Source organism: Streptomyces sp. NPDC025618 (genome assembly GCF_055558795.1).
Genome location: NZ_JBVHLW010000012.1, coordinates 115,698 through 130,315 on the forward strand (window position 1 = coordinate 115,698; position 14,618 = coordinate 130,315).

Below are 14,618 nucleotides of genomic sequence, written 5' to 3' on the forward strand. Positions count from 1 at the left end.
GGGGTCGTTGTCGGCCGTCCGCCCGGTGGGGGCTCGCGCCCACGCGGCGGAGCCGCGCGTTGTCACAGCCCCGCGCCCCTGGCGGAGCACGCGGAGCCGCGCGTTGTCTCAGCCCCGCGCCCCCGAGGGGGCGCCGCGCTCCCGCTCGCAGCTGCATACAGGTTGCAGCTGCTGATCTGGTGCGCCTACCGTGTGCCGTCATTTGCGCACCATCAGGAAGGGGCCGCCATGGTCTCCACCACCGCCGTCGCCCAGGACCCCGCGCTTTCCCGTTGGCAGCGAATAACCGGTGTGATGACGGGTGCCGAGTGGCGGCGGATGGGTGGCATGGTCGCCTTCATCCTCGCGCTGCACGTCGTCGGGTGGTTCGTCCTGGTGGCCATCGTCGCGCCCGAGCACTACAGCCTGGGCACCAAGTCCTTCGGGATCGGCATCGGCGTCACCGCGTACACGCTCGGCATGCGGCACGCCTTCGACGCCGATCACATCGCCGCGATCGACAACACCACCCGCAAGCTGATGCACGAGGGCAAGCGTCCGCTGTCCGTCGGCTTCTGGTTCTCGCTCGGGCACTCCAGCGTCGTCTTCGCCCTGGCCTTCCTGCTGTCGCTCGGCGTCAAGGCGCTGGCCGGGCCCGTGCAGGACGAGAACTCCGGGCTGCACGAGGTCACCGGCTGGATCGGCACCACCGTCTCCGGCGCCTTCCTCTACCTCATCGCGATCTTCAACCTCGTGGTCCTGGCCGGGATCCGGAAGGTCTTCCGCAAGATGCGCGCCGGGCACTTCGACGAGGCGGCGCTGGAGGAGCAGCTCAACAACCGCGGGCTGATGAACCGGCTGCTCGGCCGGGTCATGAAGTCGATCACCAAGCCGTGGCAGATGTACCCGCTGGGCCTGCTCTTCGGTCTCGGCTTCGACACCGCGACCGAGGTCGCGCTCCTCGTCCTGGCCGGCTCCGGCGCCGCGTCCGGTCTGCCGTGGTACGCGATCCTGTGCCTGCCCGTGCTGTTCGCGGCGGGGATGTCGCTGCTGGACACCATCGACGGTTCGTTCATGAACTTCGCCTACGGCTGGGCCTTCTCCAAGCCGGTGCGCAAGGTCTACTACAACCTCACCATCACCGCGCTGTCCGTGGCCGTGGCGCTGATCATCGGCACGATCGAGCTGCTCGGCCTGATCGCCGACAAGCTCGGCCTGCACGGGGCGTTCTGGGACTGGATCGGCGGCCTGGACCTGAACACCGTCGGCTTCGTGATCGTCGGCCTGTTCTTCGCCACGTGGGTGCTCGCCCTGGTCATCTGGAAGGCGGCCCGCATCGAGGAGAAGTGGAGTGTGAACGTCCAGCCCGCGGAGGCGGCCGCCGAGGCGACCACCGGCTGAGGCGGCGCCCACGCCGCCGTCACCCGCGCGCCGTCAGCGGTGGCGGGAGCGCGCGGATGGCCGAATGCTGAAAGCTCCGGGGGAGAGCGGGGGAGACCGCAAGGAGGCCCGCCGATGCCCACGGCCACCGCGCAGCCCACGGCGGACGTCCCGGCGCCGCCGGAGCTCGGCAGGCGCCGCACCAATCTGGTCTTCGTCACCATCGTGCTCGGCATGCTGCTGGCGGCCCTCGACCAGACCATCGTCTCGACCGCGCTGCCGACGGTCGTCGCGGACCTGGGCGGCGGCGGGCACATGGCGTGGGTGGTGACCGCCTATCTGCTGGCGGAGACGGTCTCGACCGTGCTGGTCGGCAAGTTCGGCGACCTCTTCGGGCGGAAAGTCGTCTTCCAGCTGAGCGCGGTGGTCTTCGTCGGCGGCTCGGTCTTCGCGGGCGCCGCGAACTCCATGCTCATGCTGATCGCCGCCCGCGCGCTCCAGGGCATCGGCGGCGGCGGGCTGATGGTGACGGCCATGGCGCTGATCGCCGACGTGATCCCGCTGCGCGAGCGCGGGAAGTACCAGGGCGCGCTCGGCGCCGTCTTCGGCGTGACCACGGTCGTCGGGCCGACGCTGGGCGGAATCTTCACCGACCACGCCACCTGGCGCTGGTGCTTCTACGTCAATGTGCCCGTCGCGATCGTGATGGTGGCGATGGCGGCCCGTACGATCCCGGTCGTCCGCTCGGCGGTCCGGCCGGTGATCGACTACCTCGGCATCGTGCTGGTGGCGCTCGGCGCCTCGGGGCTGGTGCTCGGCCTGGAGTGGGGCGGCAACGAGTACGCGTGGGACTCGGCCGTGATCATCGGCCTGTTCGCGGGGTCGGTGGTGCTGCTGGGGCTGTTCGTGCTGGTGGAGCTGCGGGCCCGGGAGCCCATGCTGCCCATGCACCTCTTCCGCAACCCCGTCTTCGTCGTCTGCTCCGTGCTCAGCTTCATCGTCGGCTTCGCGATGCTCGGCGCGATGACGTATCTGCCGACCTATCTCCAGTACGTCGACGGGGTCTCCGCCACCATGTCCAGCGTCCGGGCGCTGCCCATGGTGGCCGGGCTGCTGGGCACGTCCATGCTCTCGGGCATCGTGGTCAGCCGCACCGGCCGCTACCGCGCCTTCCCCATCGCGGGTACGGCCGTGATGGCGCTGGGTCTCTTCCTGATGTCGACCATGAACGCGTCGTCGGGGCCCTGGCTGGAGTCGCTCCACATGTTCGTCCTGGGCGTCGGCATCGGGCTGGCGATGCAGGTGCTGACGATCGCCGTGCAGAACACGGTGGCGTACCACGAGCTGGGCACGGCGACCTCGGGCGTGACCTTCTTCCGTACGCTCGGCAGCTCCTTCGGCACGGCCATCTTCGGCACGCTCTACGCCAACCAGCTGCGGCCCAACCTGGCGGAGGCGCTGCTGCGCTCCCCTGGCGTGCCGCCCGCCGCGGTGCAGAGCCCGCAGGGGCTGGGGCAGTTGCCCCACGCCCAGGCGGCGCCGGTGATCGACGCCTACGCGGACACCGTGAACTACGTCTTCTTCTGGGTCGTGCCGGTCGCCCTCGCGGGCTTCGTCGTGGCGTGGTTCCTGAAGGAGGTGCCGCTGCGGGACAGCGCCCGGGCCGGGGCCTCCGACATGGGCGAGGGCTTCGCGGCCCCGGACTCCGCCGAGGCGGAGCGGCAGTTGGAGCGGGCCGTGGCGAGCGTGATGCGCAGGGAGCACGGCCCGCCGGTGAGCCGTCGTGTCCTGGCCGAGTCGGGCAGCCCGCTGGGGCCCGCCGAGGCGTGGACGCTGGGCCAGATCCACTGGCGGCTGCGGGTGCGCGGCGAGGCGACACTCTCCTCGGTGGCGCTCGCGCACCGCATGCCGCCCGAGGTCCTCGAACCGGCCTTCGCCCGTACGGCCGGTGCCGGTTACGCGCGTGCCGAGGGCGACCGGCTGTTCCTGACGGCCGCGGGTGAGGCCGAGATCGAGCGGCTGGGCGCGGCGTGGCGGTCCTGGCTGTCGGCCCGGCTGGAGGACTGGGACGTCGGCGACCCCGAGGACCGCGCCCTCCTCGACCGGGCGCTGGACGCGATGGCGGCCCGGCTGCTGGAGGAGGACGAGCAGTTGCTCGAACGCACGGCGGTCTGACTCACAGGGCCGCCCGGGTGCCGGTGCTCACCGGGGCCGTGGCCGTGCGCGCCTGGTCCGCGGCCGCCGCGACCTGGCCGGCGGTGAGGGCGTAGCCGGTCTCCGGGTCGGAGGTGGAGCGGGCGAAGACGACGCCGTAGACCTTGCCGGAGGGGGTGAGGAGGGGGCCGCCGGAGTTGCCGGGGCGGACGGTGGAGCGCAGGGAGTAGACGGTGCGAGTGGTGACGCCGTCGCCGTAGATGTCCTGGCCCTTGGCGCGGACCTCGTTGGCCACGGTCGCGGCGCGCAGGTCGAGGCCGCCGTTCTCGGGGAAGCCCGCGACGACGGCCGCGTCGCCGCGCTTGGCGCTCTTGTCGAAGGGCAGGACGGGGGCGTCGAGGCCGGGCACGTCCAGGACGGCGACGTCGGTGTGGGGGTCGAAGAGGACGACCTTGGCCTGGTACGAGCGGCCGACGCCGCCCACGCGCACGGTCGGGCTGCTGACCCCGGCGACGACGTGGGCGTTGGTCATCACGTGGTGGGAGGCGTAGACGAAGCCGCTGCCCTCCTGGCCGCGGCGGCCGTCGCCGACGTTCGCGACGCCCTCGACCTTGACGACGCTCTCGCGGGCGGCGCGGCCGACGGCGGGGGTGACCGCGTCGCCGGAGGGCTTGGCGACGCCGGTGGCGGGTTCGTTCTCGAAGGGGTTGAAGACCTGGGGGAAGCCCGCCCCGGCGAGGGCGTCGGTGGTGCGGCTGAACCAGGTGGGGGCCTGCTCGGGCATGGCCTTCTGCACGGCGCCGAGCAGGGCGGAGTCCTTGATCTCGCGGGTGAGGAGGGTGGAGTTCGCCGAGACGAGGACGCTCGCGGCGACCCAGCCGACGAGGAGGACGGCCAGGGAGTTGACGGCGGCGCCCCCTATGCCGTCGACGCCGCGCACGGGTGCCCAGGTCAGGTGGCGGCGCAGGCGCCAGGCGAGCCGCCCGGCGAGCGCGTGCCCGAGGGCGGCCGGCAGGAGGACGACCAGGACGGCGACGACGGCCGCGGCCGAGGTGCCGGTCTCGAAGGACTCCAGGGCATAGGGCAGCGCCCAGACGCCGATGACGGCGCCCCCGAGAAAGCCCGCGAACAGCACGAGGCCGGCGATCAGGCCACGCCGGAATCCGGATACGGCGTAGGCGACGACGATCAGCATGAGAAGCACATCGAGCAGGTTCAACGCGGAGCCCTTTCCATCACACGCGCCCCCTATCGCGCCCACACGGTGTGTGGACTAGAGAAAACGCCCGTACGGGGACCAACGGTTCCCTCGCATGGCGCAGCCCACAGGCGGGCGGGGGCGTTCGGGGGGCGCGAAAGGCCCGGCGGCGGGCCCCTGGGGTCAGGGGCCCGCCGCCGGGCCTTCGTGCGCGGCGGGCGGTCAGACGCCGACCAGCTCGCGCTTCTCGTCGGGGTCGCCGGAGGGGGTGGAGAGCTGCTTCCGCAGCTGCTCGCCCTCGACGTCGACGTTCGGGAGGATCTTGCCGAGCCAGCCGGGCAGCCACCAGGCGGCCTTGCCGAGCAGGGCGAGGACGGCGGGGACGATGGCCATGCGGACGACGAACGCGTCGAAGAAGACGGCGATGGCCAGGCCGAAGCCGATCATCTTGATCATCGATTCCGAGGAGCCGATGAAGCCGGCGAAGACGCTGATCATGATGACGGCGGCGGCGCTGACGACGCGGGCGCCGTGCTTGAAGCCGGTCACGACCGCCTGGCCGGGGCGCTCGCCGTGGACGAACGCCTCGCGCATGCGGGTCACGAGGAAGACCTCGTAGTCCATCGCGAGGCCGAAGACCACGCCGACCATGAAGATCGGCATCATGCTCATGATCGGGCCGGTCTCCTCGACGCCGAAGAGCGAGCCGAGCCAGCCCCACTGGAAGACCGCGACGACCGCGCCGAGGGCGGCGACCACGGACAGCAGGAAGCCGAGGGCGGCCTTGAGCGGGACGAGCACCGAGCGGAAGACGACCATCAGCAGCAGGAAGGCCAGGCCGACGACGAGTGCCAGATAGGGCAGCAGGGCGTCGTTGAGCTTCTGCGAGACGTCGATGTTCATCGCCGTGGAGCCGGTGACGAGCACCTTGGCGCCGGTGTCGGCGGTGATCTTGCCGCCCTGGTCGCGGATCGCGTGGACGAGGTCCTCGGTCTCCGTGCCGGTCGGCTTGGACTTGGGCACCACGGTGATCGTCGCGGTGTCACCGGCCTTGTTGAAGGCGGCCGGGGTGACCATGGCGACGTCGTCCAGGCCCTTGATGGTCCTGACCACGGTGTCGGCGGCGGCCTTGGGGTCGCTCGCCTTCGCCGCGTCGGTGACGATCATCAGCGGGCCGTTGAAGCCGGCGCCGAAGCCGTCGGCCAGCATGTCGTACGCCTTGCGCTGGGTGCTGCTCTTGGGCTGCGCCCCGTCGTCGGGCAGGCCGAGCTGGAGGGAGGCCGCGGGCACGGCGATCGCGCCGAGACCGAGCACACCGGCGGCCAGCACCCAGACGGGCTTGCGCAGCACGAAGCGGGCCCAGCGGGTGCCCATGTTCGGCTTGTCGGTGGCCGCCGGGCGGCCGTCGCGCTTGCGGTCCTTGCGGGCCAGCACCTTGCGGGGCGCGAAGCCCAGCAGCGCGGGGATGAGGGTGAGCGCGATGAGCACGGCGATGGCGACCGTGCCGGCGGCGGCCAGGCCCATCTTGGTGAGCATCGGGATGTTGACGACCGCGAGGCCGGCCAGCGCGATCACCACGGTGAGGCCGGCGAAGACCACCGCGGAGCCCGCGGTGCCGACGGCCCGGCCCGCCGCCTCCTCGCGTTCGCGGCCCTCGGCCACTTCCGCGCGGTAGCGGGAGACGATGAACAGCGCGTAGTCGATGCCGACCGCGAGGCCGATCATCATGGCCAGCGTCGAGGTGTTGCTGGAGAGGTCGAGCACCGGCGCGAGCGCGGTGATCGAGGAGACGCCGATGCCGACGCCGATGATCGCGGTGAGCAGCGGCAGACCCGCGGCGACCAGCGAGCTGAAGGTGATCAGCAGGACGACCGCGGACACCGCGATGCCGATCATCTCCGAGCCGCCCTCGGGCATGGTCTGGAGCGCGCTGCCGCCGATCTCGACGGTCAGCCCGGCGTCACGGCCGTGCTGGGCCGCGTCCTTGAGGGTGTCGCGGGAGGCGTCGGTGAGGTCCTGCGGCTTGGCCTTGTAGCTGACCGAGGAGTACGCGGTCGTGCCGTCCTTGCTGACGGCGTTCGCCTTGAAGGGGTTGGCGGCCGAGCCCACCTGGGGACCGGCGAGCTCGGCGACGGCCTTCTCGACCGCGGCCTGGTTCTTCACGTCGGTGATCTTCTGGCCGTCGGGGGCCTTGAAGACGACGCGGGCGGCGGCCCCGTCCGGGGTCTGGCCCGGGAAGCGCTGTTCCAGCAGGTCGAAGGCGGCCTGCGCCTCGGTGCCCGGGATGGAGAAGTCGTTGTTGGTGGACTTGGAGGCGGTGGCGGCGCCCGTGCCGGCGAGCACCAGCAGCAGCACCCATATGAGTGCCGCGTACCAGCGGCGCCGGAAGGCGAGCCGGCCGAGTCTGTAGAGGAACGTGGCCACGAGGCGTTGTGCTCCCGTCGTGTCGAGATGGGGCGGAACAGGGCGTGAGGTATCGGCCCGACGACGAGAGCGGCGCGTCAGGTGAGAGGTGGTGGCGGGGTCAGAGGCCGAGTGCGGGGACCACTACGGCGTCGATGTAGTGGGCCAGATACGCGCAGTCCGGCGTCCGGTCCTCGATCAGGTGGCGGGTGACGAACGCGCCGATCATCATGTGCCCGACGTAGTCGAGCGCCGGATTGTCGGCGGCGATCTCCCCCCGCTCGACGCCGCGCCGCATCATCGCGTGGAGCCCCTCGAGCTCGGGCTCGACCAGCAGTTCACGCAGCGCGCGGCGCAGATCGGGGTTGGTGTGGACGGCGTGGCCCAGCCCCCGCATGAGGGCGGCGTCCTTCTCCAGCTGCGCGTCGTCGGCGACGCACAGCATGGCCTGGAGGTCACCGCGCACGGTGCCGGTGTCGATGGCCGACACCTGGACCGGCTTCTGGTGCCGCAGCGCGCTCGCGACCAGCTCGGGCTTGCCCCTCCACTGGCGGTAGAGGGTCGCCTTGCTGGAGCGCGTACGGGCCGCCACGGCGTCCATGGTGAGGGCGTCGTAGCCGACCTCACGCAGGATCTCCAGGACGGCGCCGTAGAGCTCGCCTTCGCGTTCGGGCGTCAGCCGGGTGCGGCGCTGCGCCGTCGGCTCGGGTCTGTCCATCGGCTCGCGTCACTCCCTTCGGGCTCACGTGGGTGTCCCGGTCGCGGATACGTGGGCCGCCCCGTTCCGGGCATGCCGGAACGAAACGGTTTCGTACACCACGAGGGTACGCGCCGCCCCATCGAAACGACGCCGTTTCGATGGTGTTCTCCGTCACGGCGGGCGCGACTCGCGGGTAGCGCGTCACGGTCCGTGCGGGACGCCGCGCGAAGCGTGTCGCGGGGGCCCGCCGCGGCGCCGACACGTCACCCCGACCGAGTTGCCGTGGCCTCCCCGGGCCGAAACGATGAGGAGGTGAGTGATGCGTATCTGCGGTTCCCTCATCTGCACGGAGATCTGCTCTGCTTCACGGCCGAGGACGACCTCTGGATCGCCCCCCTCGGCGCCGACGGCGCGCGGGACGCCGCCCGCGCCTGGCGGCTGACCGTCGACCGGACCCGGGTCGGGCATCCCCGCTTCTCCCCCGACGGCCGGCACATCGCCTTCACGACCTGGCGCAGCCTCGACCCCGAGATCCACCTGGCGCCCGTGGCCGGCGGGCCCGCGCGGCGGCTCACCTACTGGGGCAGCGGCGACGCGCGCGTCTGCGGCTGGGCGCCCCCCGACCAGGACGGCCGGTGCGACATCCTCGCCGTCTCCTCGCACGGCCAGCCCTTCTCCTATTTCTCCTGGGCCTACCGGCTGCCCACCGACGGCAGCCCCGGCGGACGGCTGCCGTGGGGGCCCGCCTCCGACATCGCGATCGGCGGGGCCGAGCACCGCACGCTGCTGCTGACGGGCAAGCCCCCGCACGAGCCCGCCGCCTGGAAGCGTTACCGCGGCGGCGCCACGGGACGGCTGTGGCTGCACGGCACCCGGCTGGTGCCCGGCCTGCGCGGCCACCTGGACTCGCCGATGTTCGTCGGCGACCGCGTCGCCTTCCTCTCCGACCACGAGGGCGTCGGCAACCTCTACTCCTGCCTGCCCGACGGCACCGGACTGCGCCGCCACACCGACCACGCCGACTTCTACGCCCGGCACGCCGCCACCGACGGCTCGCGCGTCGTCTACCAGTGCGCGGGCGAGCTGTGGCTGGTCGACGACCTCGGCCCGGAGGGCGTCCCGCGCAAGCTGGAGGTGCGCCTGGGCGGGCCGCGGGCCGGGCGGCGCCCGTACCAGGTGCAGGCCGCCAGCAATGTCGAGGCGCTCGCCGTGGACACCACCGGCCGCGCCAGCGCCGTCGAGGTCCGCGGCAGCCTCTACTGGCTGACGCACCGAGACGGCCCGGCGCGGACCATCGCCGACACCCCGGGCGTGCGGGTCCGGCTGCCGGAGATGCTCGGCTCGACCGGCCAGGTCGCCTACGTCACCGACGCCGAGGGCGAGGACGCGATCGAGATCGCCCAGCTCCCGCGCGCCACCGGCCCCGCCGAGCCGCGGCGGCTGGCGGCGGGCCGGATCGGCCGGGTGCACGAGCTGATCGCCTCCCCCGACGGCGAGCGGCTGGCCGTCGCCGCGCACGACGGGCGGCTGCTGCTGGTGGATGTCCCGGCCGAGGACGCCCCGGAACGGCAGGGGGAGGTACGCGAACTCGTCCGGTCCGCCAACGGCCCCGTCCGCGACCTGGCCTTCTCCCCCGACTCCGCGTGGCTGGCCTGGTCGCACCCCGGCGTCGGCCGCTCGCTGCGGCAGATCAGGATCGCCAGGCTCGCCGACCGGACCGTCGTCGACGTCACCAACGGCCGCTTCGAGGACGAACAGCCCGTCTTCACCCGCGACGGCCGCTATCTGGCCTTCCTGTCGTGGCGCGGCTTCGACCCGGTCTACGACGTGCACACCGGCGACCTCTCCTTCCCGCTGGGCTGCCGCCCCTATCTGGTGCCGCTGTCCTCGGCGACGCCCTCGCCCTTCGCGCTGACGACGGAGGGCAGGCCCGCGGCCGGCGGGCTCGACTCCGACGACAACGGCGGCAGCGGCGACGGCTCGACGCTCATCGAGGTGGAGGGGCTGGAGAGCCGGGTGACGCCCTTCCCGGTCGCGGCGTCGAAGTACTCCGCGCTCAACCCGGTCAGCGGCGGCGGCCTGGTGTGGCTGCGCTGGCCGATCTCCGGCGCCCTCGGCGAGACCTTCGCCAACCCCGCCGACACCTCGGGCCGCCCCACGCTCGAACACTTCGACCTGGCCAAGGCCAAGCGCACCGAACTCACCAGCTCCCTCGACTGGTTCGCGGTCAGCGGCGACGGCACCCGCCTGGTCGTCAACGACGAGGGCGAGCTGCGGGCCGTGCCCTCGGGGGACGTCGGCGACCCCGACTCGACCGTCTATATCGACATGCGGCGCATCCTGCACGACGTGGACCCGGCGGCCGAGTGGCGGCAGGCGTACGAGGAGGCGGGCCGGATCGTCCGCGCGTACTTCTGGGAACCGAAGATGTGCGGCATCGACTGGGACGCGGTCCTCGACCAGTACCGCCCGCTGGTCGAACGCGTCGCCACCCCGGACGAGTTCGCCGACCTGCTGCGCGAGCTCCTCGGCGAGCTGGGCACCTCGCACGCCTACGTGATCCCCGCCCGCCGCAACGAGGGCCCGCCGCACTACCAGCGCGCCATCGGCCTGCTCGGCGCCAACCTCGTGCGCGACAAGGACGGCTCCTGGACCGTGCGGCGCATCCTGCCCGGCGACTCCTCCGACTCCAAGGCCCGCTCCCCGCTGGCCGGTTCCGGCATCCGGGAGGGCTCGGCCCTCACCCACGTCGACGGGCGGCCCGTGGACCCGGTGGCGGGCCCGTACCCGCTGCTGGCGGCGGCCGGCGGCACCACCGTGGAGCTGACCTTCCGGCCCGCCGAGGGCGAGGGCCCCGCCCGCCGGGTCGCCGTCGTGCCGCTCGTCGACGAACGGCCCCTGCGCTACCAGGACTGGGTGGCCAAGCGGCGCGCGGTCGTCCGCGAACTCAGCGGCGGCAAGTGCGGCTACCTCCACATCCCCGACATGGGCGGTTCCGGCTGGGCACAGTTCAACCGCGACCTGCGGATGGAGATGTCCCGCCCGGCGCTCATCGTCGACGTGCGCGGCAACGCCGGCGGCAACATCAGCGAGCTGGTCGTGGAGAAGCTGACCCGCACCATCGTCGGCTGGGACCTCACGCGCGACGCCCAGCCCGTCTCGTACGCGAGCAACGCGCCCCGCGGCCCGGTCGTCGCCATCGCCGACGAGATGACCTCCTCCGACGGCGACATGATCACCGCCGCCTTCAAACTCCAGGGCATCGGCCCCGTGGTGGGCCTGCGCACCTGGGGCGGCGTCGTCGGCATGACCGGCCGCCACCGCCTCGGCGACGGCTCGGCAATCACCGTCCCGATGAACGCGGCCTGGTTCGACGCGTACGGCTGGGGCATCGAGAACCACGGCGTCGAACCGGACATCGAGATCGACCGCACGCCGCTGGACTGGGCGGAGGGCCGCCACAAGCAGATGGACGACGCGGTGCGGCTGGCTCTCGACCTGCTGGAGAGGCATGGCTGCGCGGAGCCGCCGGATTATTCGTCCGTACCGGATCTGCGACGGCCTGATCTTCCACCGCGGTAGGGGGCGGGGTGCGCCTGCGGCGGGCTTTTTCCCCAGCCCCGCCCCTTCCCGGCTGCATCTGATGTGCGGCTCCGCCGCGTGGAGGGCTGTCGCCCCAGACCCCGCAACACGGCTTCGCCGCGTTGTCCTCAAACTCCCCCAGCTACCTCCCCCAGACTCCGTCCGGGGGTGCCCCCAGAGGTGCCCCCAACGGGCTGGATGTGCTGGCTACGGTCCGCACAATCCAGCCCGTCCGGCGTTTGAGGACGCGCCCGCAGGGCGCTGGGGGTCCGGGGGTCTCCCCCGGTTTCGGGAAGGGGCGGGGTAGGGGAACAAAGCCCGCCGCAGGCGAGAAAGACGAAAGCGAGCCCCAGGGGCGAACCCCTGGAACCCGCCTCGCCGAGCGCGCAGCGATCAGGTGCGGTCATCCAGCTCGTCCTGGATGTCGTCGAAAGACCCCTGCCCCTGCTGCCGAGCCTCATCCGCCCGCTGCCGCAGCCGCTCCTGCTCACTCTGCCCCTGCTGCTGCGCGGCATCCCGCTTGCCCTGCAGCTTCTGCTTCGCCTGCTGCGCCTTGCCCTGCATCTCGTCCTTGATGCCCATGCTGTTCACTCCTCGTGGGGGGTGTGGGAGGGCGTCGATCCGCCCCCGGAACAGCGTGGCACGGCCCCTCACCGGCCGCATATCGTACGACTACCCTCCGCTACGTCCCGTGCGGGCCTTCTCGTCGGCCGCTCCCCCGGCGCCCACAAGTCCCGGGCGCGGCAGGGGAGTCCGCTCGCCGAGGCGGCGCAGCTCGCGGGGGGCGAATGTCGCGATCAGGCCGGGCAGCAGGCCGCGCGCGGGCTGCATGGCGCGCAGCCATCCCTGTGCGTAGATGTGCGAGGAGCGGCGCTCGATGCCCGCGACCAGCCGGTCGACGGCCGGGCCGAGGGGGTAGACGCGGCCCGCGGGACCGCGCAGCCGTGAGCGCATCTCGCGCATCGCCTCGTCCTGGTCGGCGCCGCGCACCATGTCGGTGTCCGTCCAGGTCAGATAGCCGACCCCGACCCGTACGCCCCGGTGGCCGACCTCGGCGCGCAGGCAGTGGGCGTACGCCTCGACGCCCGCTTTCGACGCGCAGTAGGCGGTCATCATCGGCGCCGGGAAGAAAGCGGCCGCGGAGGCGATCTGGAGCAGATAGCCGCGGCTCTCGGCGAGTACGGGCAGGAAGGCGCGGCCGGTGACGGCGCTGCCGACGAGGTTGACCTCGACCACGCGCCGCCAGGCGTCGGGGTCGGAGTCCTCCAGGGGGCCACCGGTGGCGACCCCGGCGTTGGCCACCACGATGTCGACCTTGCCGAAGCGGGCCTTGACCTCGCGGGCCACCGACGTCATGGCCTCGTGGTCGGTGACGTCGGCGTGCCAGTGCGCGGCGTCCTCGTGGAGCGAGTCCGCGACGCGGCGCAGCTCGCCCTCCTCCAGGCCCACCAGCGCGACCCGCGCGCCACGGGCCGAGAGTTTGCGGGCCAGTTGGGCGCCGATGCCCCGCGCGGCGCCGGTGACGACGGCGACCTGTCCCTCCAGCGACACGCGGCTCATCGGGCGGCCTCCGCGACGGCACGGGTGCGGCCGGCCGTGTCGGGGACGCGCAGCACTTGATACTCCATGAGATCCACCTGACGGGTCACCTTGCGGAATTCGGCGGTGGAGCCGGGCCAGACGGTGGTGTTGCGCCCGGCCGCGTCGAGATACCAGCTGTCGCAGCCGGTGTTCCAGACCGAACGCGCCAGCCGGTCCTGGAGCCTGCGGTTCCAGGCGCCCACCGCGGACGGCCGGGCGTCGAGCGCCGCCTTGTGCGAGGGGCCGCCGAGGACCTCCAACTGCCGCATGTAGTCGACGAGATAGTTCAGGTGCGACTCGATGATGAGGATCATCGAGCTGTTGCCGAGGCCGGTGTTGGGGCCGATGACCATCATGAAGTTGGGGAAACCGGCGATGGTGGCGCCGCGCAGCGCGGTCATGCCGTCCTTCCACGCCTCGGCGAGCGTACGGCCGTCGGCGCCGGTGACCATCCTGCCGATGGGCTGCTCCGTGACCTGGAAGCCGGTGCCGAAGACGATCGCGTCGGCCTCCGCTTCCGTCCCGTCGGCGGCGACCAGCGTGGAGCCGCGCACCTCGGCGAGCCCGGACGTCACCACGTCCACATTGGGGCGGGTGAGCGCGGGGTAGTAGTCGTTGGAGAGCAGGATGCGCTTGCAGCCGATGCGGTAGCGGGGGGTCAGGGCCTCCCGCAGCGCCGGGTCCTTGACGGCCTTGCGCAGGTGGGAGGCCGCGAGCCGCTCCAGGAAGCGGAGTTCGGAGGGCCACTTGGTGAAGAGGCCGACCTGAAGCTCCCTTATCCCCCACAGCGCTCCGCGGCGCAGCACGCGGCTGGCGGGCACCTTGGCGTGCAGCCACTGCTCGGCCCTGCTGATCCTGCGGTCGGCGCGCGGCACGACCCAGGCCGGGGTGCGCTGGAAGAGCGTCAGCCGCCGTACGTCCGGCTGGATCTCGGGCACGATCTGGATGGCCGAGGCACCCGTGCCGACCACGGCGACGCGCTTGCCCCGCAGGTCGTAGTCGTGGTCCCAGCGGGCGGAGTGGAAGACCTTGCCGGGGAAGGTGTCCAGGCCCGGCACGTCCGGGATCCGCGGCTCGGAGAGCGGGCCGGCCGCGGAGACCACGACGTCGGCGGTGAGCGGGCCGGAGGCGGTGTCGAGCTCCCACAGCAGGCGGCCGGCGTCCCAGCGCATGCTCCGCACCTCGGAGTCGAAGCGCAGATGGGGCCGGATGCCGAAGGTGTCGGTGACCCGCTCCAGATAGGCGCGGATGTGGGGCTGGCCGGAGAAGTTGCGCGGCCAGGCGGGGTTGGGGGCGAAGGAGAAGGAGTAGAGGTGGGAGGGCACGTCACAGGCGCAGCCGGGGTAGGTGTTGTCCCGCCAGGTGCCGCCGACGGAGCCGGCGCGCTCCAGGACCACGAAGTCGGTGATCCCCTCGCGGCGGAGCCGCACCGCCGCACCCAGCCCGCCGAATCCGGACCCGATCACCGCCACCCGTACGTGCTCGCGCTGGCGCTCGTGCTCGGCCATGCCGCCGCCTCCCCAAGCCGCTCCATCACGCCAGTGTTCACTGGCACAGTCGTGAGCGTAAGGGAGCGGCCCGCGTGAGCGATAGGGGTGCGTGGCAAGGAAGTTACCGATGGTCGCACCCCCGGAAATCCGG

Annotated in this window: 9 protein-coding genes; 3 read left to right on the forward strand and 6 right to left on the reverse strand. The window is 72.4% G+C overall.

The genetic code is table 11. The annotated features are described in order from the left end of the window. Positions 1–294 precede the first annotated feature (294 nt). Together nicT and ACZ4A5_RS14080 are read left to right on the forward strand one after the other, a co-directional pair. Positions 295–1,380 (forward strand): Nickel transporter NicT, encoded by a 1,086-nt coding sequence (nicT, locus tag ACZ4A5_RS14075; RefSeq protein WP_467582452.1) that lies wholly within the window; start codon positions 295–297, stop codon positions 1,378–1,380. A gap of 114 nt (positions 1,381–1,494) precedes the next feature. Continuing rightward, entirely contained in the window at positions 1,495–3,534 is a 2,040-nt protein-coding gene (locus ACZ4A5_RS14080; RefSeq protein ID WP_467582390.1) for an MDR family MFS transporter, read from the forward strand. 1 nt (position 3,535) lies between these two features. Here the strand turns inward: ACZ4A5_RS14080 and ACZ4A5_RS14085 are convergent, their stop codons facing one another. The 3 genes from ACZ4A5_RS14085 to ACZ4A5_RS14095 all read right to left on the reverse strand — a co-directional run bounded on the left by ACZ4A5_RS14085 (position 3,536) and on the right by ACZ4A5_RS14095 (position 7,832). Continuing rightward, positions 3,536–4,732: a MarP family serine protease gene (locus ACZ4A5_RS14085; RefSeq protein ID WP_467582392.1), complete on the reverse strand. Its 1,197-nt coding sequence runs from the start codon at positions 4,730–4,732 to the stop codon at positions 3,536–3,538. A gap of 201 nt (positions 4,733–4,933) precedes the next feature. Continuing rightward, on the reverse strand, positions 4,934–7,135 hold the full coding sequence (locus ACZ4A5_RS14090; protein WP_467582394.1) for an MMPL family transporter: 2,202 nt from the start codon (positions 7,133–7,135) through the stop codon (positions 4,934–4,936). A 100-nt stretch (positions 7,136–7,235) separates the two neighbouring features. After that, positions 7,236–7,832 (reverse strand): TetR/AcrR family transcriptional regulator, encoded by a 597-nt coding sequence (locus tag ACZ4A5_RS14095; protein WP_467582396.1) that lies wholly within the window; start codon positions 7,830–7,832, stop codon positions 7,236–7,238. A 294-nt stretch (positions 7,833–8,126) separates the two neighbouring features. Here ACZ4A5_RS14095 and ACZ4A5_RS14100 point away from each other — a divergent pair, with 294 nt between their 5' ends. Beyond that, entirely contained in the window at positions 8,127–11,396 is a 3,270-nt protein-coding gene (locus ACZ4A5_RS14100; protein WP_467582398.1) for a S41 family peptidase, read from the forward strand. A gap of 393 nt (positions 11,397–11,789) precedes the next feature. Here ACZ4A5_RS14100 and ACZ4A5_RS14105 read toward each other — a convergent pair whose 3' ends face one another. The 3 genes from ACZ4A5_RS14105 to ACZ4A5_RS14115 all read right to left on the reverse strand — a co-directional run bounded on the left by ACZ4A5_RS14105 (position 11,790) and on the right by ACZ4A5_RS14115 (position 14,485). Continuing rightward, positions 11,790–11,978: a hypothetical protein gene (locus ACZ4A5_RS14105; RefSeq protein WP_467582400.1), complete on the reverse strand. Its 189-nt coding sequence runs from the start codon at positions 11,976–11,978 to the stop codon at positions 11,790–11,792. 90 nt (positions 11,979–12,068) lie between these two features. After that, positions 12,069–12,956 carry an SDR family oxidoreductase gene (locus ACZ4A5_RS14110; RefSeq protein ID WP_467582402.1) on the reverse strand — a complete coding sequence of 296 codons (888 nt, stop codon included), beginning with the start codon at positions 12,954–12,956 and terminating at the stop codon, positions 12,069–12,071. Next, on the reverse strand, positions 12,953–14,485 hold the full coding sequence (locus ACZ4A5_RS14115; RefSeq protein ID WP_467582404.1) for a flavin-containing monooxygenase: 1,533 nt from the start codon (positions 14,483–14,485) through the stop codon (positions 12,953–12,955). Before ACZ4A5_RS14115 ends, ACZ4A5_RS14110 begins: the two co-directional genes overlap by 4 nt. Positions 14,486–14,618: the final 133 nt, after the last annotated feature.